Source organism: Sphingobium sp. Leaf26, assembly GCF_001421665.1.
Classification (GTDB): domain Bacteria; phylum Pseudomonadota; class Alphaproteobacteria; order Sphingomonadales; family Sphingomonadaceae; genus Sphingobium.
The window spans coordinates 163,477-190,471 of sequence record NZ_LMKV01000012.1; the positions used below are offsets into that span (position 1 = coordinate 163,477).

Genomic DNA, 26,995 nt, shown 5'->3' on the forward strand with positions numbered 1-26,995 from the left:
TTATCCGGTTCCGGCGCGCGCCGGGCAAGCGGCGGTCATAGGCGCCTGCCGATCGATCGGGGCAGGAGTGCCGAGCAGCCCGGCATAGGCGCGCACGACCGATTGCAACACGTCGTCCCAGCGATGACGGCTGGCCGCGACGGCGGCTGCCTGACGCATGGCGGCGAAGCGGGCTGGCGTACGGATCAGCATCGACGCGGCATTGGCGTAGGCACCCGCGTCAGTTGGTGGCAGCAGCAACCCGGTGCGGCCGGCGTCGATCAGGCTGGCGGCGCTGGGCACGTCGGCCGACAGGACGGCCAGGCCGGATGCCATCGCCTCCAGATTGACGTTGCCGAAGGCTTCGGTGACGCTGGGGTTGATGAGAAGGTCTGCGCTCGCCACCGCGCGGCCAAGGTCGGTACCGCTCAGATGACCCATGAAGTTGGCGTTGGGCAGGCGCTGCGCCAGCCAGGACCGGGCGGGGCCTTCGCCCACGATCAGCGGGCGGACTTGATGTCCGCGCGCCCTTATGGCGGCGATGACGTCGGCAAAGATGCCCAGTCCTTTTTCAAGGACCAGTCGTCCAAAGAACAGCGGCACCACCTCCCGATCCTCATGGCCGAGCGCGGAGCGGAGGGCTGGGTCGCGCAGCGTCGGGGCGAACTGGGTGGGGTCGATGCCCCGGCCCCAGACAGCCACTTTCGCTTCACCATGGCGCGCAGCCATCTCGTCCCGGATCGGTAGAGTTGGCGCCAAGATGCAGTCGGCATCGCCATAAAAGCGATCGAGATAGCGCTCCATCGGTCCACGCAGGAAGCCGAGGCGATAATAATCGAGATAGGTTTCAAAGCGCGTATGGAGGCTGGCGACGACGGGGATGCCGCGCGCCTGCGCATGTTTTTGCGCCTGACGGCCGAGCAGGTCGGGGGCGGAGAGATGAACGATGTCGGGCGCGAAAGCATCGAGATCGCGGCGTACCCCGTGCGTCAGGCCGATGGCGAGACGATATTCGGGGCGACCGGGCAGGCTGAGCGAGGGTACCGAACAGACGTCGCCGACCGACGCGAAGGCGGGCTGCGGCGCGGTGGGCGAGTAGATGCGGACCTGTGCGCCGATTCGATGCAGCAAATAGGCGACGAGGCGATTGAGCGCGCGGTTGGCACCGTCGCGGACGCAGTCATAATTGCCGGAAAAAAGGGCGATGCGAATCGGGCTGACGCGGGCTGCGGCCGGGCGGATTGGGACGACCCGCGAGGAGATAGGGGCAGGCAAGAGGGTGTTCATGTCCGGTATACGCCTGCCGGACGAGGCTTATTCCATCAGACGCCGCTGGCTTCGTCCTGGGCGGAGGTGACGGGCGTGGCTGGCCGGCGAATGCCGAAAGCATGGCCGATCAACAGCACCGGCAGCAGCATGGCGATGCCGATGAAGATCGCAGTCAGCCGCTCCAGCGCGGGCAGGCGTTCGGCCGCGTCATAACGATCAGGTGCCAGCGTCACCAGCACCGCGAGGGTGAATTGCGTGCCGATATAGCGATGGGCAGGATCGCGCCTTGTGCCAGCACGCCGCGCATCGGCGTTTCGGCGGCATGGCCGCGCATGACCATATAGCCGGCAAAGGCCGCCCAGGAGATGTGGGTCGGGCCGAGCAGATGGGCGATCAGGATCGCCAGCAGGACCGACGCAACGCATTCGCCTTCGTCGATGGTGGGCGCGGTGATCGGCTTCGACAGAGATCGGCCCCAAGCCATGGCCGGTTCGTGCCGCAGAGGCGCCTTTGGCCAGATTGCGTGCAGTAAGTCGATTATTTCCGGTCTGTTTCCTGCTAAGCGGTTTGATAACAAGAGGGGGAATAAGGGTGAAGCGGATTTGCATGATACTGGTCGCGCTGATGCCCGCGATGGCACTGGCACAGGAAGATAGACCACGCGATCTATGTGCAGATCGGCCGGGGCTGGGGACGCCGGCCTGTACGGTCGACAAGGGACATGTCGTGGTGGAACTGGGGCTGGGCGACTGGACACGGGAACAGGACCAGGCAAGCCGGACCGACATGATCCAGGCCGGCGACATGCTGGTGCGGCTGGGTCTGGCCGACCATCTGGAGGCGCAAGTCGGCTGGACCGCCTATGGGCATGTGCGCATGCGCGATCGGGTGAGCGGGACTGTCGAGAAGGATAGCGGGGTCGGCGATGTGCGGGTGGCGTTGCGACGCAACCTCGGCAATCCTGACGGGTCCGGCTTTTCGGTGGCGCTGATGCCCTATGCCTCTGTGCCGACCGGCGGATCGGCCATTGGGGATGGTGACTGGGGTGCCGGGCTATTGCTGCCGGTCAGCTTCGACATTGGCCACGGCCTGTCGCTTGAATGGGTGCCGGAGATCGACGCGGCGGTCGATGAGGATCGGTCCGGGCGCCATGTCGCCTATGGCAGTGTGGCCGGACTGGGCTTTGATCTGAGCGATAGCCTGTCCGGCACGATCGAGGCGTCGCTGATGCGGGACGATGATCCGGCCGGTCACGTCACCGAAGCGCTGGCCGGCCTGTCCTTTGGCTGGCAGCCGAGTGACGACATGCAGTTCGACATCGGCGTCAATGCCGGGCTGAATGCGGACAGCCCGGACGAGGAAGTCTATTTCGGCCTCGTCAGGCGATTCTGACTCAACGCGGTTCGTGGTTGGCGACGACGGCCTTGGCCACTGCCTGCATCAGCGCCCACCGTTCGGGGATGGCGACGGTGGTCGATCCGATCATCACCGCAACGGCATAGCTGGTGCCATCCGGTGCTGTCATGATGCCGATATCGTTGAAGCCGGTGGAGCGGGGCGGCAAATCCTGACCGGTCCCGGTCTTGTGTAGATAGGACCAACCGTGCGGTACGCCGCCCTTGATCCGTTGCGGCCCGGTCTTGGCTTCCGACATGATCGAGAGCAGCAGGCGCGAGGAGGCCGGGGAAAGCATGTCGTTCTGCTTCAGCTTCGCCAGTGCCTGAACGATCGAGGAGGGCGCTGCGCCGTCGGGCGGGCTAGCCAGATAATTGTCGAGCGCCTTTTGCCGCACGGACATGGGCAGTTTCGATCGTGCGGTGTAGAAGTTGCGGCCGATCGCATAATCCTGTCGCCAGTCGAGACCGGCCGTGGTCGATTGCAGCAGCCGTTCGCCGGGGCCGAAGCGGATATCCTTGATCATCCGTCGCGCCAGGAAGCTGCGCACCGCTTCCGGCCCGCCGACGGCGCGCAGCAGCGTGTCGTTGGCGGTATTGTCGCTCTGCGTCATCGCGCGGCGCATCAGGTCGGAATAGCTGGTCGTCCAGCCGCCATTCTGCGCGACCAATGCGGCGGACGGCTGGTGGAACAGGGTCAGGTCGTTGCGGGTGATGGTGGTCGTGTCGGTGATGCGCAGCTTGCCGCGATCCACCGCGTCGAGGAAGGTCATCGACACCCAGAGTTTCGACACGCTCTGCTGCGGGAAGAGCGAGGTGCCGTTCCAGGCTACGGTCCAGTCCGCGCCGACTCGGCGGACGGCGATGCCGACCTTGCCCCTGAAGCTTTGGCCAAGGTTGCGCACGACGCTGACCAGCGCGGGGGGAGGCATCTCATTCTGGTCGATGTCGCGATAGGGCAGTGGCGGGTTGGCGACTGGGCGGATCGGCCAGGTGTTCGTGGTCGGCTGCGGCCGGCCGGGGATCGGCTTTTGCGGTATGGCGGAGGCCGCCTGCGCGCGGGGCGGCTCGGGTGCGCTTACACAGGCGGACAATGCCGCAACCAACAGGACCAGGCGCGCCGAAGCCGCCCGGTTTTCATTCGATCTCATTAGCGTCCCCGCACTCTTTCAAGGTACAATAGGGGCGGTCCGCCGATCGTCCGGCAAGACCCATGCGACGAATGATTCCACAAATGCGATGTAAGGAGGCTGAACGATGCAACCGCCTGACGTCCCGTTGCGGTTCAGGGGCAGAGGGTCAATAGCGGGCGCATGACGATGAACGGACTGGACAGGCGGACGCTGTTGTTGGGCGCCATGGCGACGGGCCTGATGACGCAGGGTGGGGCGGCATGGGGTGCGCCCTTTGTTTCGCGGCGCATCGCCATGAATGTGCGTGGCGCAGGCCGAGACGTGATCCTTATTCCCGGCCTTGCCAGTGGGCCGGGAATCTGGAACGGCGTGCTGGGCGGGGTGCCGGGCCATCGCTATCATCTGGTGCATGTGCGCGGCTTTGCGGGGCTGACGCCGGAGGGCAATGCCAGCGGTACGCTGCTTCAACCGATCGCGGACGAGATCGCCCGCTATGTCGCCGCCGCCGGCCTGAAGCGCCCGGCGATCGTCGGGCACAGCATGGGGGGCACGCTGGCGATGCTGCTGGGCCTGAAAGGGCTGGCGAGCCGGGTGATGGTGGTCGACATGCTGCCGGCCGGCGCGGCGATGGTGGGCGGGACGGCCAGCGGCATGGGCTATCTGGCCGACCAGTTGAGCGGCTATTTCACCGGAACGCAGGCGGGCCGCCGTTATCTGGCGCAGATCGTCGCGCAGGCGCCGGGGGCGAAGGGCAGCGACCCCGATGTCATCGCCAACGCGCTGCGCGATCTGGCCAATACCGATCTTGGCCCGCAATTGCCGCGACTGACCATGCCGCTGGAGGTGGTCTATGCAGTCGGTAGCGATGCGCAGCAGGCGGCGTCGATTACCCGCAGTTTCCAGAGTGGGTACGCAGGCAAGAAGGGGGCGGTGCTGAAACCGCTGGGGCCGAGTGGCCATATGGTGATGGCCGATCAGCCTGTCCGCTTCAACGCGCTGCTCAAGGATTTTCTGGCCGTTTGACACGGCCCAAACCATGACGGGGAAAGCGGGAGCAGGAAAGCATAACCGGATGCGGTTGCAGCGCGTCCATCCCCATGCCTCATGGCGCGGCGTCTCCCCGGACGACTGCGCCATTTTTTATGGAGCGAGAACCGTATCCACCGCGTCCGCCAGCGTATCCGGATAGTCGAGCGTGTAGTGGAGACCCCGGCTTTCCTTGCGGTGGAGGGCGGAGCGGACGACGAGACGCGCCACTTCCAGCAGGTTGCGCAGTTCGATGAGGTCGGGCGTGACGCGGAAATTACCGTAATATTCATCGACTTCCTTCGAGAGGAGGTCGATGCGGTGCTGGGCGCGCTCCAGCCGCTTGGTGGTGCGGACAATGCCGACATAGTCCCACATGAAGCGGCGGATTTCCTTCCAGTTATGCTGGACGATGACTTCCTCGTCGCCGTTGGTGACACGGCTGTCGTCCCATGGCCGGATCGCCGGCGGGGCGGGAAGGTCGTTCCAGTTGGCGCGGATATGCTCGGCCGCCGCCTCGCCGAAGACGAAACATTCGAGCAGCGAGTTGGAGGCGAGGCGGTTCGCGCCGTGCAGGCCGCTTTCGCTCACTTCACCGGCGGCATAGAGGCCGGGCAGGTCGGTGCGGCCGTCCAGGTCGATCACCACGCCGCCGCAGGTATAATGTTGCGCCGGGACGACCGGGATCGGCTCCTTCGTGATGTCGATGTCGAGGTCGAGCAGCCGGGCGTAGATGGTCGGGAAATGGTGCTTCACGAACTCCGGCGGCTTGTGACTGATGTCGAGATGCACATAGTCGAGGCCGAGCCGCTTGATTTCATGGTCGATGGCGCGGGCTACGATGTCGCGGGGTGCCAGTTCCTCACGCGGGTCGAAGCGGGGCATGAACCGCTCGCCGCCGCCGGGAACGCCGGGGGGGAGCTTGAGATGGCCGCCTTCGCCGCGCACGGCTTCTGTGATCAGGAAATTCTTGACCTCCAGATTGTAGAGGCAGGTCGGATGAAACTGGTTCATTTCCATGTTCGACACGCGGCAGCCCGCACGCCAGGCCATGGCGATGCCATCGCCGGTCGCGCCGCGCGGGGCGGTCGAGAAGAGGTAGGTGCGACCCGCACCGCCGGTGCACAGGATCGTCGCCCGGCCGAGCAGCGCATCGACCCGCTGGGTCTGGCGGTTGAAGGCATAGACGCCCCAGACATGGCCGTCGCCCGAATAGCGTTCCCCATGGCGGGAGGTGATGAGGTCGATCGCGACCATATCCTCCATCAGGGTGATGTTCGGGTTGGCGCGGGCGGCCTTGAGCAGCGCGACCTGAACGGCATGGCCGGTGGCATCATCGACATGGACGATGCGGCGATGGCTGTGGCCACCCTCCCGCGTCAGATCCCAGCGCTTGCCGAACGCCTCGCCGCCGTTGAACGGGACGCCGAGATCGGCGAGCCGCTCGATCGCGGCGGGGGCTTCGGAGACGACGAACTGCACCGTCTCCAGATTGTTGAGTCCGGCGCCCGCGATCATCGTATCTTCGACATGCGCCTCGAAACTGTCACCCGCGTCGAGTACGGCAGCAATGCCGCCTTGCGCCCAGTTGGTGGAGCCACCATCGAGCGCGCCCTTGGCCAGCACAAGCACCTTGCGGTCCTGCGCCAGGTTGATGGCGGCCGTCAGCCCCGCCGCGCCGGAGCCGATGATGATGACGTCATGGGTGATGGTGGGCATTATTTATTGCTGCTTCTTACTTACTCCCCTCCCGCAGGCGGGAGGAGACCATAAAATTACGGCGTTACCGCAGAAGGATCGGTAGGGTCAGACCGATTTTCTTTCAATGACTGTCCAGTCGGGGCGATAACCGTGTATCTCCCACAGATCATGTCGGAAGCCAGTGACGCTGGCTGCCAGTTCGATCGGAATGTCGAAAATAAAATCCACTTCCGCACTTCCGGCGTCCTCGTTCTTTTGTTCTAAAAACAGCTTGTCTTTGATCGACAGCAGTTCTGGAGGTGGATCACCGGAAACGGAAAGGTCGTGCAGCGATTGCTGCGCGTCATGGGCCACGCTCCACAGCTCAATGCCATCTCCGGCACCGTGTGCGGCGCTGTACATCACGCCTTCATGTAACTGACAGCTAATGGCGCGTTTGGTCGGAAAGCGTAATTTGACCGGCTGGGTGGCGGCCCATTCAAAATCGTTGGACCAGATTACACTCCAGCCATTACGCAATTGAACGGCCGAAAATGGACTTTCATTCGCTTCGTCGGCTTCACCGGTATCCCGGAATTCCAAGGCATCTAGCATCGCTTCTTTTTCGATAGCCTCAAAAGCCAGCCATGAGATTTTAAAGCCCACGATCCCTCTCCTTCAAAATCAAGCCGCCGCCGTCAGGTTGAGGAACACATCCTCCAGATCCGGGTCGCGCGTCACCACGTCCACGATGGCGAGGCCGCTCGCCTGGACGGCGCTCAGCACTTGGCCCGCATTGGCGCGGTCCTTCATATAGGTGATGGTCAGGGTGCGGTCGCCCGACAGGTCTATTTTCTCGAAACAGGGGGCGTCGGGGATCGCCGTCACGTCGCGATCCACCGTCACCTGCACCACCTTTTCCTGTGCCATGGCCAGCAATTCGCGGGTCGGCTTGTCGGTGATGACCTTGCCATGGTTGATGATGCCGATGCGGTCGCACAGTTCTTCGGCCTCCTCCAGATAATGGGTGGTGAGCACGATCGTCACGCCCAATGCGTTCAATTCGCGGACATAGGCCCAGAGTTGCTGGCGCAGTTGCACGTCGACGCCTGCGGTCGGTTCGTCCAGCACCAGGATGGGCGGCGAATGGACCATCGCCTTGGCCACCAACAGGCGGCGCTTCATGCCCCCGGAGAGCGTGCGGGCATAGGCATTGGCCTTGTCCTCCAGATGGACGGCGCGCAGCAATTCCATCGAGCGGCGGCGGTCCTTGGGTACGCCATAATAGCCGGCCTGATTTTCCAGTGTTTCGAACGGGGTGAAAAAGGGATCGAAGACGATTTCCTGCGGCACGATGCCGATGCTGTTCTTCGCATTGCGGGGTTGCGCGTCGATGTCGAAGCCCCAGATGCTGACGTCGCCGTCGGTCTTGTTCACCATGCCGGCCAGGATGTTGATCGTGGTCGACTTGCCCGCGCCATTGGGGCCGAGCAGGCCGTATATCTGACCGCGCGGGATAGACAGGTTGATCCCGTCGAGCGCGCGCTTGCCACCCTGATAGACTTTGGTGAGGTTGCGGATCTCGATTGCGGCTTGGGGGGTGTCGATCATGGCTGATCTCTATGGGGATCGAAGCGGGGGAAAGAAAGGGGGCTGATGGGTTGGAGCGCACTTGTAGAGAGAGAATGTATCCGCTTGATAGCTGTATGACTCACGCTCTGACTTTCAAATGTGAATATATAAATGGCGCAACCCCGTCTTTGATGCCGTGCATTGATGGCGTTGCTTTGGCCGACCTCGTCACAAAGTTTGAACGTGAGAATGGATATACGGACCCGGCCGGTGGTTATGGAGGTATCGTGCCATCGCACTTCAATCTCGGCCCACTCTTCTCCTATTTTTTAGGAAATGAGGAGCCGATTGAAGGAGATAAAGAAGGCGAGATATATACGCTCTTCTGCGAGTGCGGCGAAGCGGGATGCTGGCCTTTGATCACTCATGTGCGTCCGATGGGCCAATTCATCATATGGGAGGATTTCGTCCAACCTCATAGGTCGCAAAGAGACTATACAGGTTTTGGACCGTTTGTGTTCGAACGTTCAGATTACGAGCAAGCAGTCGCGATTGCTTCGGCCTTTGACGACGATGCCTGAGTTCGCACTCTACCCACTTTTTGTCATCCCAGCGCAAGCAGGGGTTCTGATTTTCCGGCTTGAGCGAAGAAAAAAGCAGGGAGATGCCAGTGTTCGCACCTCTAAAACTGATCGGCGATATCCATCAGGCCCAGTAGTTTCTTCGGTGCGATCTGGCGCCAGCTTGACCGCAGGCGCTCCGCGATATGATCCCAGTCGGTGTCGCCCAGGTCGAGGCGGATGCCGATCCAGTCGGTGCCGAAATAGGCGGGGCGGTAATAACGCTCCGGGTCTGCTTCCATCAGCGTCGCCTGTTCTTCCGGCGCGGTGGTTTTTACCAACAGGGCGATGATTCCGTCGCCATGATGGTCGCGGGTGAAGTAAGCGAACTTCTTGCCCTTCACGATGCCGAAGCAGGGCATGCCGTGCGACACGATCTCGTCCGCCTGCGGCAGGGAGAGCGCGGCTTCGCGGACCTTGTTCAGCAGCCAGTCGGGTTGGCGTTCGCGGGTGACGAATTCGGCGAGGGTGCGGGAATAAAGCTGATGTTCGGCGATGAGGATGCGGGCGGCCAGGCTGTCTTCGGTGTCGCCGGGCAGGATCGCCACCGGGGTCTGGCCCAGCACCGGGCCGTCGTCCAGTTCGGCGGTGACGATGTGGACCGAGCAGCCGGCATGGCTGTCGCCCGCGTCGATCGCGCGCTGGTGGGTGTCGAGGCCCTTATATTTGGGCAGCAGGCTGGGATGGATGTTGAGCATCCGGTTTTCCCAGCCCGACACGAATTCCGGCGAGAGCAGGCGCATATAACCAGCGAGCGCGACATAATGGGCACCTGCTTCGCGCAGTTGCGCGTCGATGATGCGGTCGAATTCGGCGCGTTTGTGGCCCTTGTGGCTCTGGCCGAATGTTGCGATGCCTTCGGCGGCGGCCAGCGCGAGGCCGGGGGCTTCGGGGTCGTTGGCCGCGACCAGCACGATCTCATAGGGGCAGTCGGCGGCCTTCGCTGCGTAGAGCAAGGCCGCCATATTGGAGCCGCGGCCGGAAATCAGGACGCCGACTTTTGCTTTGGCCATTTCAAAACTCCGTTCGGGCTGAGCCTGTCGAAGCCCTGCTCCTTCTATAAAGAGAAGTACGGCCCTTCGACAGGCTCAGGGCGAACGGAAATTTTTTGAGGCTTAGCCCAGATGCGTGGCGGACCAGTCGGCCTTGGCGCTCCAGGTTTCGCTGCTGCCCTTAACGGTGCAGCCCTTGTCGCCTTCGCCGATCGCGCCGATGCGGAAGACGGTTTCGCCCGCATCCTCCAGCGATTTCGTCACGGCGGCGACATGGGCTTCGTCCACGGCCAGCACCATGCCGATGCCGCAGTTGAAGGTGCGCGCCATTTCCTGCGGCTCGATATGGCCCTGCGCCTGGAGGAAAGCCATCAGGCGCGGTTGTTCCCACGCGTCGGCGTTCACCATGGCATGGGCGCCTTCGGGCAGGACGCGGGGGATGTTTTCCAGCAGGCCACCACCGGTGATGTGGGCCAGCGCATTGATCATGCCGGCGCGGACCAGCGGCAGCAGGCTCTTCACATAGATTTTCGTGGGCGCCATCAGCGCGTCGATCAGCAGCACTTCATTGTCGAAGAGGGCCGGGCGGTCGAGCTTCCAGCCCTTGTCGGCGGCGAGGCGACGGACCAGCGAGAAGCCGTTCGAATGCACGCCCGAGGAGGCGAGGCCGATCAGCACGTCGCCGGTCTTCACCTTGTTGCCGGTCAGCACCTTCGAGCGTTCCACCGCGCCGACGCAGAAGCCGGCAAGATCATAGTCGCCATCGCTGTACATGCCCGGCATTTCGGCGGTTTCGCCGCCGATCAGCGCGCAACCGGCGATCCGGCAACCTTCGGCGATGCCGGCGATGACCCGCTCGGCGACGCCCGACTCCAGCTTGCCGGTGGCATAATAGTCGAGGAAGAAGAGCGGCTCGGCGCCCTGCACGATCAGGTCGTTGGCGCACATGGCGACCAGGTCGATGCCCACGCCGTCATGGCGATCATGGTGGATCGCCAGTTTCAGCTTCGTGCCCACGCCATCATTGGCCGCGACCAGCAACGGGTCGTCATAGCCGGCGGCCTTGAGGTCGAAAAAGCCGCCGAAGCCGCCCAATTCGGCGTCGGCGCCGGGGCGGCGCGTGGCCTTCGCCAGCGGGGCAATGGCACGGACAAGGGCATTGCCCGCGGCGATGTCGACGCCAGCCTTGGCGTAGCTGTAGGATTCGTTGTCGCTCATATTTTGGCCCCTAGAGCAAAGGGGCGGAAAACGGAACCTTCGATGTTGCTGGCATCTGTCCTGACGCCTGCGAGCGGGGGTGGGGCGGGTGGAGTAGAATTTCTACAAGTGTGTTGAGGCGAAAGGTGGGGATAAGTCGCGCCTTGCCGCTTGGCATCACGGGCAATGTTCGCCAAAAGGACGCCCGTGAGCCTGAGCCAGACCCTTTCCCGCCCGGCAGCCTATGTGCGGCTGTTTTCGCGGCCCGTCCAGATCATCGTCGCGATCCTGATCGGCCTGGCCGCCGCCGCCCTGTTCGCGCAGATGGAAGGCGAGCGGGGCGTGCCGCCGATCGCCAGCGGTGGTGATTTCGAGGTGCGCGGGGTCAAGGTCGATGTGCAGGCCAAGGATGCCGACACGGCGCGCTATGCCGGATGGCGCATGGCGCAGCGGCAGGCGTGGCGGATGTTGTGGACCCGTACCCATGGTGGGAGCGGCGCGCCGGCTTTGTCCGATTCGCAGATCGAAGCGATGGTGTCGGGCATCGAGGTGGAATATGAGCAGAACGGCCCCAATCGCTATGTTGCGACGCTGGGAATCCTGTTCGATCGCGCGCGGACCGGCGCGCTGCTGGGCGTGTCCGGCAATGTGATGCGATCGCCGCCGTTGCTGGTGATTCCGGTGCTGTGGGATGGCGGCAGCGCCGTATCCTATGAGCGGACCAATGAGTGGCAGAAGGCCTGGGCGCGCTATCGCACGGGGGACAGCGCGATCGATTATGTGCGCGTGGCCGGCTCCATCGCCGATCCGATCCTGCTGAACGCGGGGCAGACCGGGCGGCGCGGGCGGCTGTGGTGGCGCGTGCTGCTCGACCAATATGGCGCGGCCGATGTGGTCGTGCCGATCGCGCGGCTGGACCGGGCCTATCCGGGTGGTCCCGTCACCGGCACCTTCACGGCGCGCTATGGCCCGGACGACAGCCTGATCGGCAGCGTCACGCTGCGCGCGTCCAATGACAGCGGTATCCCGCAGATGATGGACGAAGGCGCGCGCCGGATCGATGAACTGTATATCCGGGCGCTCAACGATGGTCGCCTGCGACCCGACCCGTCGCTGGTGATCGAGGAACCGGTCGATCCCGCCGCGCTGGAAATCGAGAACGCGATCGAGGCGCCGGTCGAGGCGGTCGAATTGCCGACCGTGGCGACCAGCGGCGTCAGCTTCACCATCCAGTTCGAAACGCCCGACGTCGCGTCGGTCGGTTCGGGCGAGGCGACCGTTCGGTCGATCCCCGGCGTGCGGCTGGCCAATACGAGCAGCCTGGCGCTGGGCGGTACGTCGGTCATGCAGGTCAGCTTCGACGGCACGGCCGACATGCTGCGGGCCGGCTTGCAGGCGCGCGGCTTTACCGTCGCGGCGTCCGGCAACACGTTGCGGATCACGCGGCGTCAGGCATCTCCGCCGCCGCAATGACCCAGATCAGCCTGCCCTTCGAACGGCATGGGGGATCAAGCGAAGGTGATTTCCTGGTCAGCGATGCTAATCGCATCGCCGTCGCCCATCTGAAACGGTGGCGCGAATGGCCGCTGTCGATCAGCGTTTTGACCGGGCCGTCGCGATCGGGTCGATCCATATTGGCCCGCCATTTCGCGCAGATGAGCGGCGGCGAGGTGATCGACGATGCGCAGGGGGCAAAGGGCGCGCGTGACGACCATTTCCTCTTTCATGCCTGGAACGAGGCGCAGACGGCGCACCGGCCATTGCTGATGGTGGGCGATGCGCCGCCGTCCGACTGGGACGTCAGGCTGCCCGATTTGCGGTCGAGGCTGGCCGCCGCGCCGCATGTCGCGATCGAGGCACCGGACGAGTTGCTCGCGCGGGCGCTCATTTGTCGCGCGTTCGATCTGGCGGGGGCGAGCTATGCGCCTGATGTGCCTGACTGGCTGCTGCGTCGGGTCGAGCGTCGTTATGATGCGATTGCGCAGGTGACGGGGCTGCTGGATCGCGCGGCATTGTCATCTGGACGCAAGATTTCTGTCGCAATGGCGAAAGAGACCCTGCAATCGGCAGGCTTTCTGCCTATAGTCCCGCCCGATCCCTCTCCTCCGCAACGCGAGTAATCCGTGGCCGAAGCCGATCCCTCCGCCAGCCTGGCGCTGCCCAGCGACCGTTATTTCAACCGTGAGCTGTCCTGGCTGGCGTTCAACCAGAGGGTGCTGGAGGAGGCGATGAACCGCGCCCATCCGCTGCTGGAACGGCTGCGGTTCCTGTCGATTTCGGGCGCGAACATGGATGAGTTCTTCTCCGTCCGGGTGGCGGGGCTGAAGGGGCAACAGTTGCAGGATGTCGACCTGCGTTCCGTCGATGGCCTGACCCCGGTGCAGCAGTTGAACGCCCTGACCGAAGAAAGCGCACGGTTGATGCGCGCCCAGCAGAAGGTGTGGGGCGCAGTGCATGACGAACTGGCGCAGGTGGGGATCGAGGTGATCGGACCGTCCGCCGAGATGGATGCCGGTTGCGGCGAGTGGCTGCGCGAGCATTTTCTGACGCAGATTTTCCCGATCCTGACGCCGCAGGCGCTGGATCCGGCCCATCCCTTTCCCTTCATCCCCAATCAGGGGCTGTCGATCATCTTCGATCTGGAGCGATTGTCGGACAAGCAGCCGATTCGCGAACTGGTGATGATTCCGTCGACGCTGGCGCGGTTCGTGCGCGTTCCCGGCGATCCGGCGAGATATATGGCGCTGGAGGCGATGATCCGGCGCTTTTCCGCCGATCTGTTCCCCGGATACCGGGTTCGCAACAGCGGCGTGTTCCGCATCATCCGCGACAGCGACATCGAGATCGAGGAAGAAGCGGAAGATCTGGTCCGCCATTTCCGCAGCGCGATCAAACGCCGCCGTCGCGGCCGCGTGATCCGCATGGAGATAGAAGAGCGCATCCCCGAGCCGGTCGAGGAGATGTTGCAGGACATGCTCCAGGGCCATGAGGCGGTGGTGGTCGAGGTGGAGGGTTTCATCGGCATCGGCGACCTGTCCGGCATCGTGGACGCCGACCGGCCCGACCTGAAGTTCGAACCCTATGTGCCGCGTTTCCCCGAGCGGATTCGCGAATATGGCGGCGACTGTTTCGCCGCGATCCGGGCGAAAGACATTCTGGTCCATCACCCCTATGAGGCGTTCGACGTCGTCGTATCTTTCCTGAAACAGGCGGCGATCGACCCGGATGTGGTGGCGATCAAGCAGACGCTGTATCGCGCGGGCAAGCAGTCGGCGATCATCCGTGCGCTGATCGACGCGGCGGAGGCGGGCAAGTCCGTGACCGCCGTGGTCGAGTTGAAGGCCCGGTTCGACGAGGAGCAGAACCTGATGTGGGCCGACGCGCTGGAGCGGGCGGGCGTGCAGGTGGTCTATGGCTTCATCGACTGGAAGACCCACGCCAAGATTTCCATGGTCATCCGGCGCGAGGGCGGGCAGTTCCGCAGCTACTGCCATTTCGGCACGGGCAATTATCATCCGATCACGGCGCGCATCTACACCGACCTCAGCTTCTTCACCGCCGATCCGGCGTATAGCCGCGATGCAGCCGCGCTGTTCAATTACATCACAGGCTATGTCGAACCCAAGCGACTGGAAAAGCTGGTCATGTCGCCCCGCGACCTGCGTAATATGCTGAGCCAGCTGATCGACGCGGAGATAGAGCATGCGCGGGCCGGGCGGCCGGGCACGATCTGGGCCAAGATGAACAGCCTGGTCGATCCGGCGATGATCGAGAAACTCTATGCGGCGAGCAATGCCGGGGTGCAGGTCGACCTTATCATCCGGGGCATATGCTGCCTGCGGCCTGGGGTTCCGGGCATGTCGGAAAATATCCGGGTGAAGTCTATCGTCGGCCGCTTTTTGGAGCATAGCCGCATCGCCGTGTTCGGCAATGGCAAGGCGCTGCCCAATAATGGCGCCAAGGTCTTCATCAGTTCGGCCGACTGGATGCCGCGCAATTTCGACCGGCGGGTCGAATTCCTGGCGCCGGTGGAAAACCCCACCGTCCACGACCAGATTTTGGATCAGGTGATGGTCGCCAATCTGATCGACACCGAACAAAGCTGGTCGCTGGACAGCGATGGCCATTATGCGCGGCTGGAGCCGGGCGACAAGCCGTTCAACCTGCACCGCTATTTCATGACCAATCCGTCGCTGTCGGGGCGCGGGGCCGCGTTCGACAATGAGGCTGTGCCGACGCTGCGCCTGCGGGGCCTCACGGCATGAATTCGATGCTGAGCCGCGTGCGCGCCGTCGCCGAAAGCATGGCGACATCGCCCGAACCCGCCCATGCCCGCACCGCCATCATCGATATCGGGTCGAACAGCGTGCGGCTGGTCGTCTATGACGGGCCGCGCCGCATCCCCTTCATCCTGTTCAATGAAAAGGTGATGGCGGGGCTGGGCGCGTCGCTGGCGAAGACCGGCACGATCGAGGCAGAGCCGATGGAGCGGGGGCTTCGCGCCGTCGGGCGCTTTGCCCATCTGTGCCGGGCGATGAAGGTGACCGAGATACGCTGCGTCGCCACCGCCGCCGTGCGCGACGCGACCAATGGGGACCAGTTCATCGCGCGGGCCAGGGATATGGGCCTGACCGTCGAACTGCTGACCGGCGCGCAGGAGGCGATCGGCGCGGCGATGGGGGTGTTGTCCGGCATTCCCGGTGCGGACGGGATCGTCGGCGATCTGGGCGGCGGCAGCCTGGAACTGGCGCGGGTCAGGAACGGCGCGGTCGAGCAGACCATATCGTTGCCGCTGGGCGTGCTGCGCCTACCGCAGATTCGGGCGAAGGGGCCGCGCGCGCTGGAACGGACGGTCGCCAAGATGCTGGAGAAGGCGAACTGGCGGCCGGAGCCGGACCTGCCCTTCTATCTGGTCGGCGGATCGTGGCGTGCGCTGGCGCGGTTCGACATGCAGTTGACCAGCTTTCCGCTGCCGGTCGTCCACCAATATGAGATGAGCGCGGCGCGGGCCGAGCAGTTGACCCGGATCGTCAGCCATGTCGACCGCGCCCGGTTGAAACAGATACCGGCGATGACCGGATCGCGCGTGCCGACCCTGCCGGATGCGACCGCATTGCTGTCCATCGTGGTGCGGCAGTTGCGGTCCAGCCGGATGATCGTGTCGGCCTATGGCCTGCGCGAGGGGTTGCTGTACGAGGCGCTGCCGGACGATATAAGGGCGCATGACCCGCTGCTGGTCGCGGCCGAGGCGGAAGGGGAGGCGCAGGCGCGCTTTCGTGGCCATGGCGACCGGATCGACCGCTGGATCGCGCCGCTCTTTCCCGATGACGATGCCGCCGCCCGGCGCATCCGCCGCGCCGCCTGCTTGCTGGCCGATGTAAGCTGGCGTGCGAACCCGGATTTCCGGGCGGAGCGGGGCGTCGAGGTGGCGCTGCACAGCAATTGGGTGGGCATCACCGCGATCGAGCGCGTAATGCTGGGGCAGGCGTTGCACAGCCATTTCGGCGGGGGTGTGTCTGCGCCGCCGGGGCTGGAGCATGTTGTCGCGCCCGATGTCCTGCGGCGCGCGGCGCTGTGGGGACTGGCGATCCGGCTGGCGCAGCGCCTGTCGGGCGGGGTCGAAGGGCCGCTGGCGGTGTCGCATCTGGAGCGGCATGCGGACCGGATCGACCTCCATCTGCGCGATGGCGATGCCGATCTCTATGGAGAAGCGGTCGAGCGGCGGCTGAAGAACCTGGCGCAGGCCATGGGGCTGAAATATCAACTGCTGGCGGGGTAGGGCTTACGCGCCGGGCCATCTTCCCCCGCAGGGCAAATGTCGGTAAGGGCGGGCGATGACTGCTTTGCCTGCGCCCATCAGCCGTTCGCTCTTCGCCTTCTCGATCTTCTATGGTGGCATGGTCTGCATCGCGGGCGTGCTGGGGAACAAGCAGGTTGCGCTGGGGCCGCTGTCCGCTATCGGGCCGATGGTCGGGCTGGGGCCGCTGGCGGTAGAGGCAGGCATCTTCGCCTTCCTGCTGCTGGTCACCATTTCCAGCGCGGTGGCGGAACTGCATGGGCGCAAGGTCGCCAACCGGCTGGTGCAGATCGGTTTCCTGCCGCTGATCGCGTCGATCCTGATTTCCATCCTGGTACTGGCCGCGCCGGCCGCCGGAGACATGGACCCGGAGCGGGCCAAGGCCTTTGCCATGATGATGGGCGGTACGCCGCGCATCTGGCTGGGCGGGATCATCGCCTATGGCATTTCGCAGACGCTGAACGTGACGCTGTTCGCCGCGCTCAAGGGGCGGGAAGGGAGCCGGATGCTGTGGCTGCGCGCCGCGACGGCGAGCATCCTGTCGCAGATCGTGGATACTTTACTGTTCGTGTCGATCGCTTTCTATGGGGTGTTCCCCATCGGCGAGTTGCTGCTGGGGCAGATGCTGGCCAAGGTGCTGCTGTCGGCGATCCTGGTGCCGCCGGTCATCTATCTGCTGGTCGGGCTGGGGCGGCGGCTGGATCGTCCGGGCGCGTAAGTGAGACAGCGAGTTAGACAATTGTTTCGCCATGCTATTTTCGTTGCTTAGCTAACTAACTAAATGGAGCGGTGCGCAAAACTTGCGGTGCGCACCATATGCTTTTATGCGCGCGCGCATGAACAGCAAGCACGCTCCCGATCCCGCGCTCCTCGCGAAGGCCGAAACCCTTGTCGAGGCGCTGCCTTACATGCAGCGATATGCCGGCAAGACCTTCGTCGTGAAATATGGCGGCCATGCCATGGGCGATCCCGAAGCCGCGCGCGATTTCGCCGAGGATGTCGTGCTGATGAAGGCGGTGGGCATCAATGTCGTCGTCGTCCATGGCGGCGGGCCGCAGATCGGCGCGATGTTGAAGAAACTGGGCGTCGAATCGCAATTCATCGGCGGTCTGCGCGTCACCGATGCCGAAACCGCCAAGATCGCCGAAATGGTGCTGGCCGGTTCGATCAACAAGGAAATCGTCGGCTGGATCGCCGGCGCGGGCGGCCGCGCGGTCGGCATTTCGGGCAAGGATGGGGGCCTCGTCCTGTGCGAGAAGGTCGGCGGCAGGCGCGAGGCGGACCCCAATTCGGGGATCGAGCGCAATGTCGACCTGGGCTTTGTCGGCGATCCGGTGGCGGTCGATCGCCGCATCCTCGACACGTTGGCGCAGGCCGGCATCATTCCGGTCATCGCTCCGGTGGGCGTCGGCACGGACGGCCACACCTATAATGTCAACGCCGACACGATGGCCGGCGCGATCGCGGCGGAACTGAAGGCGTCGCGCTTCTTCCTGCTGACCGATGTGGCGGGCGTGCTGGACAAGGACAAGAATCTGCTGAGCGATCTGGACCCGGCGGCGATCGAAATTTTGCAAGCGGACGGCACGATCAGCGGCGGCATGATCCCCAAGCTGGAAACCTGCGTCCGTGCGGTCGAGGGCGGCGTGGACGCCGCCGTCATATTGGACGGCCGGGTGCCGCATGCGATGCTGCTGGAAATCTTTACGGATCAGGGGGCTGGTACGCTGGTGCGGAAGTGAGCGGTTAATGACCATTCCTTGCCGTTTAACGGCGTTGCCTTCATTCCTATAAGCGGACATATGCGAGGTGGTTGATACGGGAGTATTTCGCCAATGCTTATTTTCGTTTTAGTGGCGATGGCAGTGGCTTCGACACCGCCAGAAACCGACGTCTTGGCTCAGTTGCAGGCTGGGAAGGTGCTTTGCTCGAACCCAGATGCAGGCACCAAGACTTGCTCGACTATTGATACCTTTTCTAAGTCAGCAGATGGCACGATCATTGACGTGGGCGAAATCCTAATTTCTCCGGATCAGCCGGTTACACTTGAGGTCTCGACCACCGTTCAAATTGAAAGTGGCACCATCTGCGGCATGATGGCTTTAGGTGATCTTGAGAAAGGGCAAGTGCGCGTGAATGGCACGCTCTTGCCACCGGAACGCAATGCTGCGGTTATGAACAAACTTGTCGAAAAGTTAAAGCCGCTGGCTGGACGCAAAGTCTGTGAAGCCCTGCGATTACAAGACGGACAACTTATGAAATATGGGCAGGTTGAGCGAATAGACATCAATCTGCCGGGCAAGCCCGTTCGTTGGGTTATTAAGGACGACGGATATAAGGTCGCGCCCCGTTAGAATCCGACACACCCGTGATTGTCCGCTTTCCCTTTATCCGTATGAATAAGCCGACTTTCCGCAATCCACCCATCCTCGCCATGCGCTTCGATGTTGGCCGGGGGGGAAACGGGGTTGGTGGAATAAAGCCGGGCGCCTGCTTGTCCCGGCGGCGCCCCGCCGCTAGATACAGCGTCACATTCGCGGCAGCGCAGCATGGAAGGCCGGTAGCTTGTTCGAACTCCTCAACGCCCTGAACGGCATCGTCTATATCGTGCTGGAAGCGATCTGGTGGATCATCATCGTGCAGGCGGTGCTGAGCTGGCTGATCGTGTTCAATGTCATCAACACCTCCAACGACTATGTCCGCAACGGCCTCTATGCGCTCGACCGGATGACCGAACCGCTCTATCGCCCGGTGCGCAAATTCATGCCGGATCTGGGCGCGCTGGACCTGGCGCCGATGGTGGTGCTGCTGGCGATCATCATCCTGCAAGGGCCGGTCCGGCAGAATCTGTTCGCGGCGCTGATGCGGGCGGCGGCCTGAACGCTGTCTGGCCTGAATATTGTCTGGCCTGAATATCGTCTGGAACGCGGCGGGTGACGATCTGCTGCTGAGCGTCCGGCTGACGCCGGGATCGGCCAATGAGGCGATCGGCGGAGGCTGGACCGATGCGCAGGGTGCGCGCTGGCTGATGGCGCGGGTGCGCGCCGTGCCCGAAAAGGGCCGGGCCAATGATGCGCTGATCGCCCTCCTGTCGAAACGGCTGGATTGGCCGCGCAGCGCGATTTTGCTGGAATCGGGCGACACCAACCGGCTAAAGCGGTTGCGGATCATTGGCGGGGCCGCTGGTTCCGCCAGTGCATCGGCGCGCCTGACCGCCATCATCGCAACATGGGTAGAACAGACATGACCATCGGCAAGATCATCGACGGCAAGGCCTTTGCCGCCACCCTGCGCGACAAGGTGGCCGACGGCGTCGGCGCCTTCGTGGAGGCGACCGGGCGCAAGCCGGGCCTTGCCGTGGTGCTGGTGGGCGAAGATCCTGCGAGCAGCGTCTATGTCCGGTCCAAGGGCAAGATGACGGCTGCGGCCGGCATGGAAAGCTTCGAGTTCAAGCGCCCGGACAGTATCGGCGAGGAAGATCTGCTCGACCTGATCGAGGAACTGAATCAGGATGATCGGGTCGATGGCATCCTGGTGCAGTTGCCGCTGCCCAGGCATATCGACGAGGCCGCCGTGATCGGCGCGATCGACCCGGCCAAGGATGTGGACGGGTTCCATGTCGTCAATTCGGGCCGGCTGGCGACCGGGCAGGAGGCGCTGGTGCCGTGCACGCCGCTGGGCTGCATCATGTTGCTGAAGGATGAACTGGGCGACCTGTCCGGTCTGGAGGCCGTGGTGGTGGGCCGGTCCAACATCGTCGGCAAGCCGATGGCGCAGCTTTTGCTGGCGGAAAGCGCGACGGTGACGATCGCGCATAGCCGCACCCGCGACCTGGCCAGCGTGGTGCATCGCGCCGACATCGTCGTCGCCGCCGTGGGCCGGGCGGAGATGGTGAAGGGCGAATGGATCAAGCCGGGCGCGACCGTGATCGACGTCGGCATCAACCGGGTATCCGATACCGAGGATGGCAAGAGCCGGATCGTGGGCGACGTCGCCACCGCCGAGGCGCTGGCCCATGTGCGCGCCATTACGCCGGTGCCGGGCGGGGTCGGGCCGATGACCATCGCCGTGCTGTTGCGCAACACGCTGGTCGCGGCGCATGCGCGCGCGGGCCTGACCAAGCCGGCGGGCCTGTGAGGGCGCGGCTGGCGCTGCTGATCGCCGGCGCGGCGGTGCTTGTCGCTGCCCCCGGTTCAGCGCGCCCGCCGCTACGGTTCCAGCCCGATCCCAGCAGCGTGATCGCGGCGGAAATCGCGTTCAACCGGCTGGCGCAGCAGAAGGGGCAATGGACCGCCTTTGCCGAGACCGCCGCCGACGATGCCGTGATGTTTGTGCCGCAACGGGTGGTGGCGAAGGAGTGGCTGAGGAAGCAGGCGAATCCGGCGGCTTCGGTCAGTTGGGCGCCGTCCATCGCCTATGTGTCGTGCGACGGCAATCTGGCCGCCAGCACAGGCAACTGGAAGCGGCCGGACGGATCGGTCGGCTATTTCACCACCATCTGGCGGCGCGACAAGAAGGGGCGCTGGCAGTGGATCATGGACCATGGCGACACGCTGGGCGAGGCGCGCGAGGCGCCGGAGTTTTTGACCGGCAAGGTCGCCACCTGCAAGCGGCCGGCGGAGGGTGCGCCTGTGGGGCCGCCGCCCGAAGGCAAGCCGACCAAGGGCGCCCCGCCGCCACCGCCTGACGAAAGCCTGGTCTGGAGCGCCGATGTGGCGACCGACGGCAGCCGCCATGTCCGCGTGCGGATGTGGACCGGCGACGAGTATCAGACAGTGATCGATGACAGGGTAAAGGCCGGATCATGATCGAATTGTTCATTTCCGCCTTCGTCACGCTGTTCGTGGTGATCGACCCGCCCGGCTGCGCGCCGATCTATGCCAGCCTGACCAGCGGTGCGAGTCACGCGCAGCGGCGCGCCATGGCGATCCGCGCGGTGGGCATTGCGGCGGCGATCCTGCTGGTCTTCGCCCTGTGGGGCAAGCAGTTGCTGGGCGTGCTGGGCATTGCGCTGGACAGTTTCCGCATCGCGGGCGGCATCATGCTGTTCATGATCGCGATGGACATGGTGTTCGAGAAACGCACCCAGCGACGCGAGGACCGGGCGCAGAAGATCACGACCGAGGAGCCGCATGTCGAGGATGTGTCGGTGTTCCCGATGGCGATGCCGATGATTGCCGGACCTGGCTCCATCGCGACGGTGATGCTGCTGATGTCGCGCGCCAATGGGATCGCCGAGCGCGGCGTGGTGCTGGGCGCGGTGGTGCTGACGCTGGCGCTGATGCTGGGCGCGCTGATCGCGGCGGGGCCGCTGATGGCGATGCTGGGCCACAAGATCGAGGCGGTGATTACCCGCCTGCTGGGCGTGTTGCTGGCGGCGCTGGCGGCGCAGTTCGTGATCGACGGGTTGAAGGCGAGTTTTTAATCCTCCCCGGCACGGGGCGTTCAACACAGTCACGTGCCTCTGTTGAACCGGCGAAGCCTGACGGAGGGGAAGCGCCCGGTGGCACCCCCCCCTCCACCACTCGCTTCGCGAGCGGTCCCCCTCCCCGTACCGGGGAGGATATATCAGCCCTTCACGTCGGCTTCCGTCACCGGGGCGATCTTGATTTCGACGCGGCGGTTGGCGGCCTTGCCTTCTTCGGTCGCATTGGAAGCGATCGGCTGCGTTTCGCCATAGCCGCGCGTGCCGATGCGGGCGGACTGGACGCCCTTGCTGCTCAGATAGGCGGCGACCGACTGGGCGCGGCGTTCGGACAGGGTCTGGTTATAGGCGTCCGCGCCATCGCTGTCGGTATGGCCGTAAACGTCGATATAGGTCTTGGGATATTGCGCCAGGACCGAGGCGACATCGTTCAGCGTCGGCTGGAACTGGGGCTGAACGTCCGACTTGTTATAGGCGAAGGTGATGCCGGACGGCATGCGCAGCAGCAGATTGTCGCCGTCGCGAATCACGTCCACGCCACTGCCGGCGGTTTCCTCGCGCAATTTGCGTTCCTGGGCGTCCATGTAGGCGCCGATGCCCGCACCTGCGACCGCGCCGATGCCCGCGCCGAGAATCTTTTCGGTCCGGTCGTTGCGGCCGCCGACCAGATCGCCCAGCAGATAGCCGCCCAATGCGCCGCCGATACCGCCGATCGCAGCCTTGGAAATGCTGCGCTGACCCGTAGTCGGATCGGTGGTGCAGGCAGTGGTGGCGAGCATGGCGGCAAGGCCTGCGGCGCCGATGATGCTGTGAGAAATCCTCATGATCCTGTTCCCTTGTCTTTTCGTCCGGAGGGGCGACTGCACCCGTCAGAGTGTTTTTTCGCGTTCTGCGATCCATCGGTTGTTCCGGCCGACTTCAGAACGCTCTAATCGCCCGACGAAAGCGTTTGTTCCACATGCGAACTGAACTGATGATGATGGCGATGTTGTTAAATTGAAAGATTAGCGGTTATAGGGACAAACTGACCACCATGGCCACGATCCCCCCTCCCAATCCGACGCCCTTTCCCTGGGTAGACCTTGTCATCATTCTGGTGCTCGTCGCGGTGAATGGTGTCTTTGCCATGTCCGAGCTGGCCATCGTGTCGGCGCGCAAGCCGCGCTTGCAGGCGATGGAGAAGGCGGGGCGCAGCGGGGCGAAGGCCGCGCTGGCGCTGGCGGCCGATCCGGGGCGGTTCCTGTCCACGGTGCAGATCGGCATCACGCTGATCGGCATCATATCGGGCGCCTATTCGGGGGCGAGCCTGGGCGGGCCGGTGGGCGAACGTTTGCAGGGGCTGGGCCTGTCGCCCAGCACGGCGCAAAGCGCAGGCTTTGCCGTGGTGATCGGCCTGACCACCTATGCCTCGCTGATCGTCGGGGAACTGGTGCCCAAGCAGTTCGCGCTGCGCGCGCCCGAGCCGATCGCGGTGCTGGTGTCGGTGCCGATGCAGTGGCTGGCGAAGCTGACCGCGCCGGTCGTGTGGGTGCTGGATGCGTCGAGCAGCCTGATCTTCAAGGCGCTGGGTCTGGCCCGCGAATCGGAAAGCCATGTCACCGCCGAAGAGCTGCACCTGATCGTTGCCGAGGCCAGCAAGTCCGGCGTGATCGAGGAAAGCGAGCGGGCGATCATTTCCGGCGTGGTGCGGCTGGCCGACCGGCCGGTGCGCGAGGTGATGACGCAGCGCATGGACGTCGACTGGATCGACATCGCCGCCGACGACGCCACGATTCGCAGCCGGTTGCTGGAAACGCCGCATACCCGCCTGCCGGTGGGGCGCGGGTCGGTGGAGGATATCATCGGCATCGTCCAGGCGCGCGACATCATGACTGCGCTGTTCCGGGGCGAATCGCTCGACGTGCAAAGGCTGATGCGCAAGGCGGAGGTGCTGCCCGACCAGGTGGACGCGATGGACGCTCTGGAAGTGCTGCGTCGATCCGACGTGCCGATGATCATGGTCCATGACGAATATGGGCATTTCGAGGGGATCGTGACGCCGTCCGACCTGCTGTCGGCGATCGCAGGCCATTTCGCGTCCGACCGCGATGCCTATGACGAGCCGGACATGGTCGAGCGGGAGGATGGCAGCCTGCTGGTGTCGGGCCAGATGCCGATGGACCAGTTGGCCGAGCGGATCGGCATCACCCTGTCCGAGGATCGCGACTATGCGACCGTCGCGGGGCATGCGCTGTGGCTGATGCGGCGATTGCCGGAAGTGGGCGATTATATCGACGATCAGGGATGGCGATTCGAGATCGTCGACATGGACGGGCGCAAGATCGACAAGCTGCTGGTGGCGGCGCGGTAACAGCAAGATGCCATGATAGGAATCGTTTCCCGGCCTGCGCCGGGGAACGAAAAGCCAATGCTTGTTGGTGTAGAGCCTGGCAGGCGTGACGCTGCTCTGCGCCGAAGACGATGCCGCCGAAAAAGTTTGGCGTGAATGAAGCGAGGCCTGCCGAAGAGGCTAAAGCGCCTTGACCCAGAATTGCATTTCGTGGTCGCTTTCGGCCGCGTCGCCCGGTTCCTTCCAGTTGAAATGGCCGATCAGGCCATCGACCGGCGCATAGCCGCGCTTGCGCCAGAAGGGGTCGAGCGGGCTGTAGTCGGCCGGACGCGCGGGGTGGTCGGCGGGGCGGATCACGGCGCAGAAACTGGCCATGGCGAAGCCGAGTTCGCGCGCCTTTGCTTCACGGCGGTCGAAAAAGGCGTGGCCGACGCCATGGCCGCGCCATTGTGGCAGCAGCACCGATTCCCCGAAATAATAGATGCTGTTTATGTCCATGCCGCGTGCGCGAAACGGATCGGCAAAGGCGGCGGCATGATCGGCCATGGGGGCGGCGGTGGCGGCGCCGACGATCTGCTCGCGCCCGTCGACCTGCGCGAAGGCGCCTGCGATCAGCGCGCCGGGGCTTTGCGCATAGGCGGTCAGATAGCCGCGCTCATAGCCGCCGCTGCCTTCGTACAGATAGGGATAGTCGCGAAAGACGGCGATGCGCAGTTGCGCCAGTGAATCGAGCGCGGCAACCAGTGCCGCGCCCGTCAGATCGCGTATTGCGATGCTATCGGTGATTGCCGCTTACTCGCTGGCGTTGGCGGCGTTGTCCGCCGGGGCTTCCGCCGCATTGGCGGCGTTGCCGGCTTCGGCGGCATTCGCGCCTTCCGCAGCGGCCGGGGCAGCATCGGCGGCGGGGAGCGGCAGGTTGGAACCCTGGCTGTTCAGCCAGGCGATCAGGTTGGCGCGGTCGGCCGGATTGCCGAGGCCGGCAAAGGTCATCTTGGTGCCGGGCGCGAATTCACGCGGGCTTTTCAGCCAGTGATCCAGCGCTTCGAAGGTCCAGGTGCCGCCCTTGCTCTTGAGCGCTTCGGAGAAGGCGAAGCCAGCCTTGCCATGGCCGATTTCCTCACCGACCGTACCGTAAAGATTGGGACCGATGCCGTTGGCGCCGCCCTGGTTGACGGTGTGGCACGCGGCGCATTTGGCGAAGACCTTCTCACCGGCGGCGACGTCCGCGCTGGCGAGCAGGGTGTTGAGGCCGGGGCCGCTGGCCGCGCCGCCTTCACCCTCTGCTTCGACGCCTTCGATGGCATAGCCCATCTTTTCGGGCCGTTCTTCATGGAAGATCTTGGAACTGACGATCGCGCCGCCGAGCGCTACGATCCCTGCAAACAACGCCCAACCCGCCGCGGTATTGAAACGATCGCCCATCTCGCTCGACTTCCCTTGCCTTATTGTTATGGCGGCTGTCTTCCGCGCCCCCTCTTGTGGGTTGCCATAATGGCGGATACGCGCAGGCGCAAGCCGGGTTCATCCCTATTGTCATGGAATGACGTGCCAATACTTGCGCGGGGACGGGGGAAATCCTAAGCGCGCGGGCACCTATGGACAATTATCCCGCCCCCGCCCGCGCTATCGTCGCGGACCTTGCCGCCAAGGCCGCGCTCGATCCGGCCCGCGCCGTCGCCTATCAGGGTGCGCCCGGCGCCAATTCGCATCTGGCCGCCCTGGGCTATGCGCCCGATTGCGTGCCGCTGCCCTGTTTCGCGTTCGAGGATGCGATCGACGCCGTGCGCAGTGGCCTTGCCGCGCGGGCGATCATTCCGATCGAGAACAGCCTGCATGGCCGGGTGGCGGACATGCATTTTCTGCTGCCCGAATCGGGCCTGTCGATCATCGACGAATATTTCCTGCGCATCCGCCATTGCCTGATGGCGCCGGACGACAGCCCGGTGAAGAGTGCGATCAGCCATCCGCAGGCGCTGGGCCAGTGCCGCCATTATCTGCGCGAGCGGGGCATCCAGCCGGTCGCCTATGCCGATACGGCGGGCGCGGCGGCGCTGGTGGCGGAAACGCGCCTGCCCGGCGAAGGGGCGATCGCGCCCTATCTGGCGGCGGAGTTGTACGGCCTGCGCCTGATCGCCGAGAATATCGAGGATAGCGACGACAATATGACGCGCTTCCTGGTGCTGGCGCGCGATCCCAGGGTGCCGACCGCCAATGTGGGGCCGGTCATGACCACCTTCCTGTTCGAGGTGAAGAATATTCCGGCGGCGCTTTACAAGGCGATGGGTGGTTTTGCGACCAACGGGGTCAACATGACCAAGCTGGAAAGCTATCAGCGCGGGGCCAGTTTCGCGGCGACCGAATTCTTCTGCGATATCGAGGGGATGCCGGGCGACCCGGCGGTGGACCGCGCGCTGGCGGAGCTGGAATTCCATACCAAATGGGTGCGGCAGTTGGGCAGTTACCGGCAGGCGCGGCCGCGGACTTGAAATATCTGTTCCCCGGCGAAGGCCGGGGGCCAGCGCACGACTGAACCGGACCCCGGCCTTCGCCGGGGAACAGAGTTTGATTGCGGGCTTCTTCTT

The 26,995-nt window shown here is 64.3% G+C and carries 29 protein-coding genes; 17 read left to right on the top strand and 12 right to left on the bottom strand.

Features of this window, described 5'->3' with window-relative positions:
* Genes ASE85_RS09715 through ASE85_RS23350 form a run of 3 tightly spaced genes read right to left on the bottom strand, consistent with a single transcriptional unit; the run spans position 1 to position 1,732 of the window.
* Positions 1–1,266 carry a glycosyltransferase family 4 protein gene (locus tag ASE85_RS09715; protein WP_082462743.1) on the bottom strand — a complete coding sequence of 422 codons (1,266 nt, stop codon included), beginning with the start codon at positions 1,264–1,266 and terminating at the stop codon, positions 1–3.
* A 35-nt stretch (positions 1,267–1,301) separates the two neighbouring features.
* Positions 1,302–1,481, bottom strand: coding sequence for a hypothetical protein (locus ASE85_RS23870; RefSeq protein WP_235523464.1), 180 nt, complete (start codon positions 1,479–1,481; stop codon positions 1,302–1,304).
* A complete protein-coding gene (locus tag ASE85_RS23350; RefSeq protein ID WP_056687244.1) occupies positions 1,478–1,732 on the bottom strand; it encodes a hypothetical protein in 255 nt (84 codons plus the stop codon). Before ASE85_RS23350 ends, ASE85_RS23870 begins: the two co-directional genes overlap by 4 nt.
* A gap of 122 nt (positions 1,733–1,854) precedes the next feature.
* On the opposite strand from ASE85_RS23350, the gene ASE85_RS09730 reads away from it, so the two are divergent.
* Positions 1,855–2,640: a transporter gene (locus tag ASE85_RS09730; RefSeq protein WP_056687247.1), complete on the top strand. Its 786-nt coding sequence runs from the start codon at positions 1,855–1,857 to the stop codon at positions 2,638–2,640.
* 1 nt (position 2,641) lies between these two features.
* On the opposite strand, the gene ASE85_RS09735 is transcribed toward ASE85_RS09730, so the two are convergent.
* The gene (locus ASE85_RS09735) at positions 2,642–3,793 is read right to left on the bottom strand and encodes a serine hydrolase (protein ID WP_056687250.1); all 1,152 of its coding nucleotides are present in this window, start codon (positions 3,791–3,793) and stop codon (positions 2,642–2,644) included.
* A 162-nt stretch (positions 3,794–3,955) separates the two neighbouring features.
* Here ASE85_RS09735 and ASE85_RS09740 point away from each other — a divergent pair, with 162 nt between their 5' ends.
* Positions 3,956–4,798 (top strand): alpha/beta fold hydrolase, encoded by an 843-nt coding sequence (locus ASE85_RS09740; protein ID WP_056687254.1) that lies wholly within the window; start codon positions 3,956–3,958, stop codon positions 4,796–4,798.
* A gap of 117 nt (positions 4,799–4,915) precedes the next feature.
* Here ASE85_RS09740 and nadB read toward each other — a convergent pair whose 3' ends face one another.
* From nadB to ASE85_RS09755, 3 genes are all read right to left on the bottom strand, one after another.
* The gene (gene nadB, locus ASE85_RS09745; RefSeq protein ID WP_056687257.1) at positions 4,916–6,520 is read right to left on the bottom strand and encodes an L-aspartate oxidase; all 1,605 of its coding nucleotides are present in this window, start codon (positions 6,518–6,520) and stop codon (positions 4,916–4,918) included.
* Between the two features lie 87 nt (positions 6,521–6,607).
* Positions 6,608–7,147, bottom strand: coding sequence for a hypothetical protein (locus ASE85_RS09750; protein WP_056687260.1), 540 nt, complete (start codon positions 7,145–7,147; stop codon positions 6,608–6,610).
* A gap of 18 nt (positions 7,148–7,165) precedes the next feature.
* On the bottom strand, positions 7,166–8,092 hold the full coding sequence (locus ASE85_RS09755) for an ABC transporter ATP-binding protein (protein WP_056687264.1): 927 nt from the start codon (positions 8,090–8,092) through the stop codon (positions 7,166–7,168).
* Between the two features lie 95 nt (positions 8,093–8,187).
* Between ASE85_RS09755 and ASE85_RS09760 the strand changes: the two genes are divergently transcribed.
* Complete coding sequence (locus ASE85_RS09760) at positions 8,188–8,634, top strand: hypothetical protein (RefSeq protein WP_056688626.1); 447 nt, start codon at positions 8,188–8,190, stop codon at positions 8,632–8,634.
* 101 nt (positions 8,635–8,735) lie between these two features.
* On the opposite strand, the gene purN is transcribed toward ASE85_RS09760, so the two are convergent.
* Positions 8,736–9,686 carry a phosphoribosylglycinamide formyltransferase gene (gene purN, locus ASE85_RS09765; protein ID WP_056687269.1) on the bottom strand — a complete coding sequence of 317 codons (951 nt, stop codon included), beginning with the start codon at positions 9,684–9,686 and terminating at the stop codon, positions 8,736–8,738.
* Positions 9,687–9,788: 102 nt separating this feature from the next.
* Positions 9,789–10,883, bottom strand: coding sequence for a phosphoribosylformylglycinamidine cyclo-ligase (gene purM, locus ASE85_RS09770; RefSeq protein WP_056687273.1), 1,095 nt, complete (start codon positions 10,881–10,883; stop codon positions 9,789–9,791).
* Positions 10,884–11,069: 186 nt separating this feature from the next.
* Between purM and ASE85_RS09775 the strand changes: the two genes are divergently transcribed.
* The 12 genes from ASE85_RS09775 to ASE85_RS09830 all read left to right on the top strand — a co-directional run bounded on the left by ASE85_RS09775 (position 11,070) and on the right by ASE85_RS09830 (position 22,084).
* Complete coding sequence (locus ASE85_RS09775) at positions 11,070–12,335, top strand: hypothetical protein (RefSeq protein ID WP_056688627.1); 1,266 nt, start codon at positions 11,070–11,072, stop codon at positions 12,333–12,335.
* Positions 12,332–12,982: a hypothetical protein gene (locus tag ASE85_RS09780; RefSeq protein ID WP_056687275.1), complete on the top strand. Its 651-nt coding sequence runs from the start codon at positions 12,332–12,334 to the stop codon at positions 12,980–12,982. Before ASE85_RS09775 ends, ASE85_RS09780 begins: the two co-directional genes overlap by 4 nt.
* Positions 12,983–12,985: 3 nt before the next feature.
* Positions 12,986–15,127 carry an RNA degradosome polyphosphate kinase gene (locus tag ASE85_RS09785; protein WP_056687278.1) on the top strand — a complete coding sequence of 714 codons (2,142 nt, stop codon included), beginning with the start codon at positions 12,986–12,988 and terminating at the stop codon, positions 15,125–15,127.
* The gene (locus ASE85_RS09790; protein ID WP_056687282.1) at positions 15,124–16,641 is read left to right on the top strand and encodes a Ppx/GppA family phosphatase; all 1,518 of its coding nucleotides are present in this window, start codon (positions 15,124–15,126) and stop codon (positions 16,639–16,641) included. The genes ASE85_RS09785 and ASE85_RS09790 overlap by 4 nt, the downstream gene beginning before the upstream one ends.
* A gap of 55 nt (positions 16,642–16,696) precedes the next feature.
* A complete protein-coding gene (locus ASE85_RS09795; protein ID WP_056687285.1) occupies positions 16,697–17,377 on the top strand; it encodes a queuosine precursor transporter in 681 nt (226 codons plus the stop codon).
* A 106-nt stretch (positions 17,378–17,483) separates the two neighbouring features.
* Positions 17,484–18,401 (top strand): acetylglutamate kinase, encoded by a 918-nt coding sequence (argB, locus tag ASE85_RS09800; RefSeq protein ID WP_056687289.1) that lies wholly within the window; start codon positions 17,484–17,486, stop codon positions 18,399–18,401.
* Positions 18,402–18,494: 93 nt separating this feature from the next.
* On the top strand, positions 18,495–19,013 hold the full coding sequence (locus ASE85_RS09805; RefSeq protein WP_056687292.1) for a hypothetical protein: 519 nt from the start codon (positions 18,495–18,497) through the stop codon (positions 19,011–19,013).
* A gap of 211 nt (positions 19,014–19,224) precedes the next feature.
* Positions 19,225–19,539, top strand: a complete 315-nt coding sequence (locus ASE85_RS09810) for a YggT family protein (RefSeq protein WP_056687295.1) — start codon at positions 19,225–19,227, stop codon at positions 19,537–19,539.
* A 28-nt stretch (positions 19,540–19,567) separates the two neighbouring features.
* Positions 19,568–19,906: a DUF167 domain-containing protein gene (locus tag ASE85_RS09815; protein ID WP_056688628.1), complete on the top strand. Its 339-nt coding sequence runs from the start codon at positions 19,568–19,570 to the stop codon at positions 19,904–19,906.
* Complete coding sequence (folD, locus tag ASE85_RS09820; RefSeq protein ID WP_056687298.1) at positions 19,903–20,796, top strand: bifunctional methylenetetrahydrofolate dehydrogenase/methenyltetrahydrofolate cyclohydrolase FolD; 894 nt, start codon at positions 19,903–19,905, stop codon at positions 20,794–20,796. The genes ASE85_RS09815 and folD overlap by 4 nt, the downstream gene beginning before the upstream one ends.
* Positions 20,793–21,467, top strand: a complete 675-nt coding sequence (locus ASE85_RS09825) for a YybH family protein (protein ID WP_056687301.1) — start codon at positions 20,793–20,795, stop codon at positions 21,465–21,467. The genes folD and ASE85_RS09825 overlap by 4 nt, the downstream gene beginning before the upstream one ends.
* Positions 21,464–22,084 (top strand): MarC family protein, encoded by a 621-nt coding sequence (locus ASE85_RS09830; protein ID WP_056687303.1) that lies wholly within the window; start codon positions 21,464–21,466, stop codon positions 22,082–22,084. The genes ASE85_RS09825 and ASE85_RS09830 overlap by 4 nt, the downstream gene beginning before the upstream one ends.
* Before the next feature lie 143 nt (positions 22,085–22,227).
* On the opposite strand, the gene ASE85_RS09835 is transcribed toward ASE85_RS09830, so the two are convergent.
* Positions 22,228–22,908, bottom strand: a complete 681-nt coding sequence (locus ASE85_RS09835; protein WP_056687306.1) for an OmpA family protein — start codon at positions 22,906–22,908, stop codon at positions 22,228–22,230.
* Between the two features lie 209 nt (positions 22,909–23,117).
* Here ASE85_RS09835 and ASE85_RS09840 point away from each other — a divergent pair, with 209 nt between their 5' ends.
* Complete coding sequence (locus ASE85_RS09840) at positions 23,118–24,434, top strand: hemolysin family protein (protein ID WP_056687309.1); 1,317 nt, start codon at positions 23,118–23,120, stop codon at positions 24,432–24,434.
* Positions 24,435–24,593: 159 nt separating this feature from the next.
* Here the strand turns inward: ASE85_RS09840 and ASE85_RS09845 are convergent, their stop codons facing one another.
* Positions 24,594–25,172 carry a GNAT family acetyltransferase gene (locus ASE85_RS09845; RefSeq protein ID WP_056687312.1) on the bottom strand — a complete coding sequence of 193 codons (579 nt, stop codon included), beginning with the start codon at positions 25,170–25,172 and terminating at the stop codon, positions 24,594–24,596.
* Between the two features lie 33 nt (positions 25,173–25,205).
* Positions 25,206–25,835, bottom strand: a complete 630-nt coding sequence (locus tag ASE85_RS09850; RefSeq protein WP_056687315.1) for a c-type cytochrome — start codon at positions 25,833–25,835, stop codon at positions 25,206–25,208.
* Between the two features lie 173 nt (positions 25,836–26,008).
* Between ASE85_RS09850 and ASE85_RS09855 the strand changes: the two genes are divergently transcribed.
* Entirely contained in the window at positions 26,009–26,899 is an 891-nt protein-coding gene (locus ASE85_RS09855) for a prephenate dehydratase (RefSeq protein ID WP_056687319.1), read from the top strand.
* Positions 26,900–26,995: the final 96 nt, after the last annotated feature.

Bases quoted from the DNA above. Each gene is read 5' to 3' on its own strand.
- purM (WP_056687273.1), bottom strand. From the start codon at position 10,883: ATGAGCGACAACGAATCCTACAGCTACGCCAAGGCTGGCGTCGACATC.
- ASE85_RS09760 (WP_056688626.1), top strand. From the start codon at position 8,188: ATGACTCACGCTCTGACTTTCAAATGTGAATATATAAATGGCGCAACC.
- ASE85_RS09855 (WP_056687319.1), top strand. From the start codon at position 26,009: ATGGACAATTATCCCGCCCCCGCCCGCGCTATCGTCGCGGACCTTGCC.
- purN (WP_056687269.1), bottom strand. From the start codon at position 9,686: ATGGCCAAAGCAAAAGTCGGCGTCCTGATTTCCGGCCGCGGCTCCAAT.
- ASE85_RS09850 (WP_056687315.1), bottom strand. From the start codon at position 25,835: ATGGGCGATCGTTTCAATACCGCGGCGGGTTGGGCGTTGTTTGCAGGG.
- ASE85_RS09780 (WP_056687275.1), top strand. From the start codon at position 12,332: ATGACCCAGATCAGCCTGCCCTTCGAACGGCATGGGGGATCAAGCGAA.
- ASE85_RS09790 (WP_056687282.1), top strand. From the start codon at position 15,124: ATGAATTCGATGCTGAGCCGCGTGCGCGCCGTCGCCGAAAGCATGGCG.
- ASE85_RS09795 (WP_056687285.1), top strand. From the start codon at position 16,697: ATGACTGCTTTGCCTGCGCCCATCAGCCGTTCGCTCTTCGCCTTCTCG.
- nadB (WP_056687257.1), bottom strand. From the start codon at position 6,520: ATGCCCACCATCACCCATGACGTCATCATCATCGGCTCCGGCGCGGCG.
- ASE85_RS09740 (WP_056687254.1), top strand. From the start codon at position 3,956: ATGACGATGAACGGACTGGACAGGCGGACGCTGTTGTTGGGCGCCATG.
- ASE85_RS09755 (WP_056687264.1), bottom strand. From the start codon at position 8,092: ATGATCGACACCCCCCAAGCCGCAATCGAGATCCGCAACCTCACCAAA.
- ASE85_RS09835 (WP_056687306.1), bottom strand. From the start codon at position 22,908: ATGAGGATTTCTCACAGCATCATCGGCGCCGCAGGCCTTGCCGCCATG.
- ASE85_RS09735 (WP_056687250.1), bottom strand. From the start codon at position 3,793: ATGAGATCGAATGAAAACCGGGCGGCTTCGGCGCGCCTGGTCCTGTTG.
- ASE85_RS09830 (WP_056687303.1), top strand. From the start codon at position 21,464: ATGATCGAATTGTTCATTTCCGCCTTCGTCACGCTGTTCGTGGTGATC.
- argB (WP_056687289.1), top strand. From the start codon at position 17,484: ATGCGCGCGCGCATGAACAGCAAGCACGCTCCCGATCCCGCGCTCCTC.
- folD (WP_056687298.1), top strand. From the start codon at position 19,903: ATGACCATCGGCAAGATCATCGACGGCAAGGCCTTTGCCGCCACCCTG.
- ASE85_RS09805 (WP_056687292.1), top strand. From the start codon at position 18,495: ATGCTTATTTTCGTTTTAGTGGCGATGGCAGTGGCTTCGACACCGCCA.
- ASE85_RS23350 (WP_056687244.1), bottom strand. From the start codon at position 1,732: ATGGCTTGGGGCCGATCTCTGTCGAAGCCGATCACCGCGCCCACCATC.
- ASE85_RS09715 (WP_082462743.1), bottom strand. From the start codon at position 1,266: ATGAACACCCTCTTGCCTGCCCCTATCTCCTCGCGGGTCGTCCCAATC.
- ASE85_RS09730 (WP_056687247.1), top strand. From the start codon at position 1,855: ATGATACTGGTCGCGCTGATGCCCGCGATGGCACTGGCACAGGAAGAT.
- ASE85_RS09840 (WP_056687309.1), top strand. From the start codon at position 23,118: ATGGCCACGATCCCCCCTCCCAATCCGACGCCCTTTCCCTGGGTAGAC.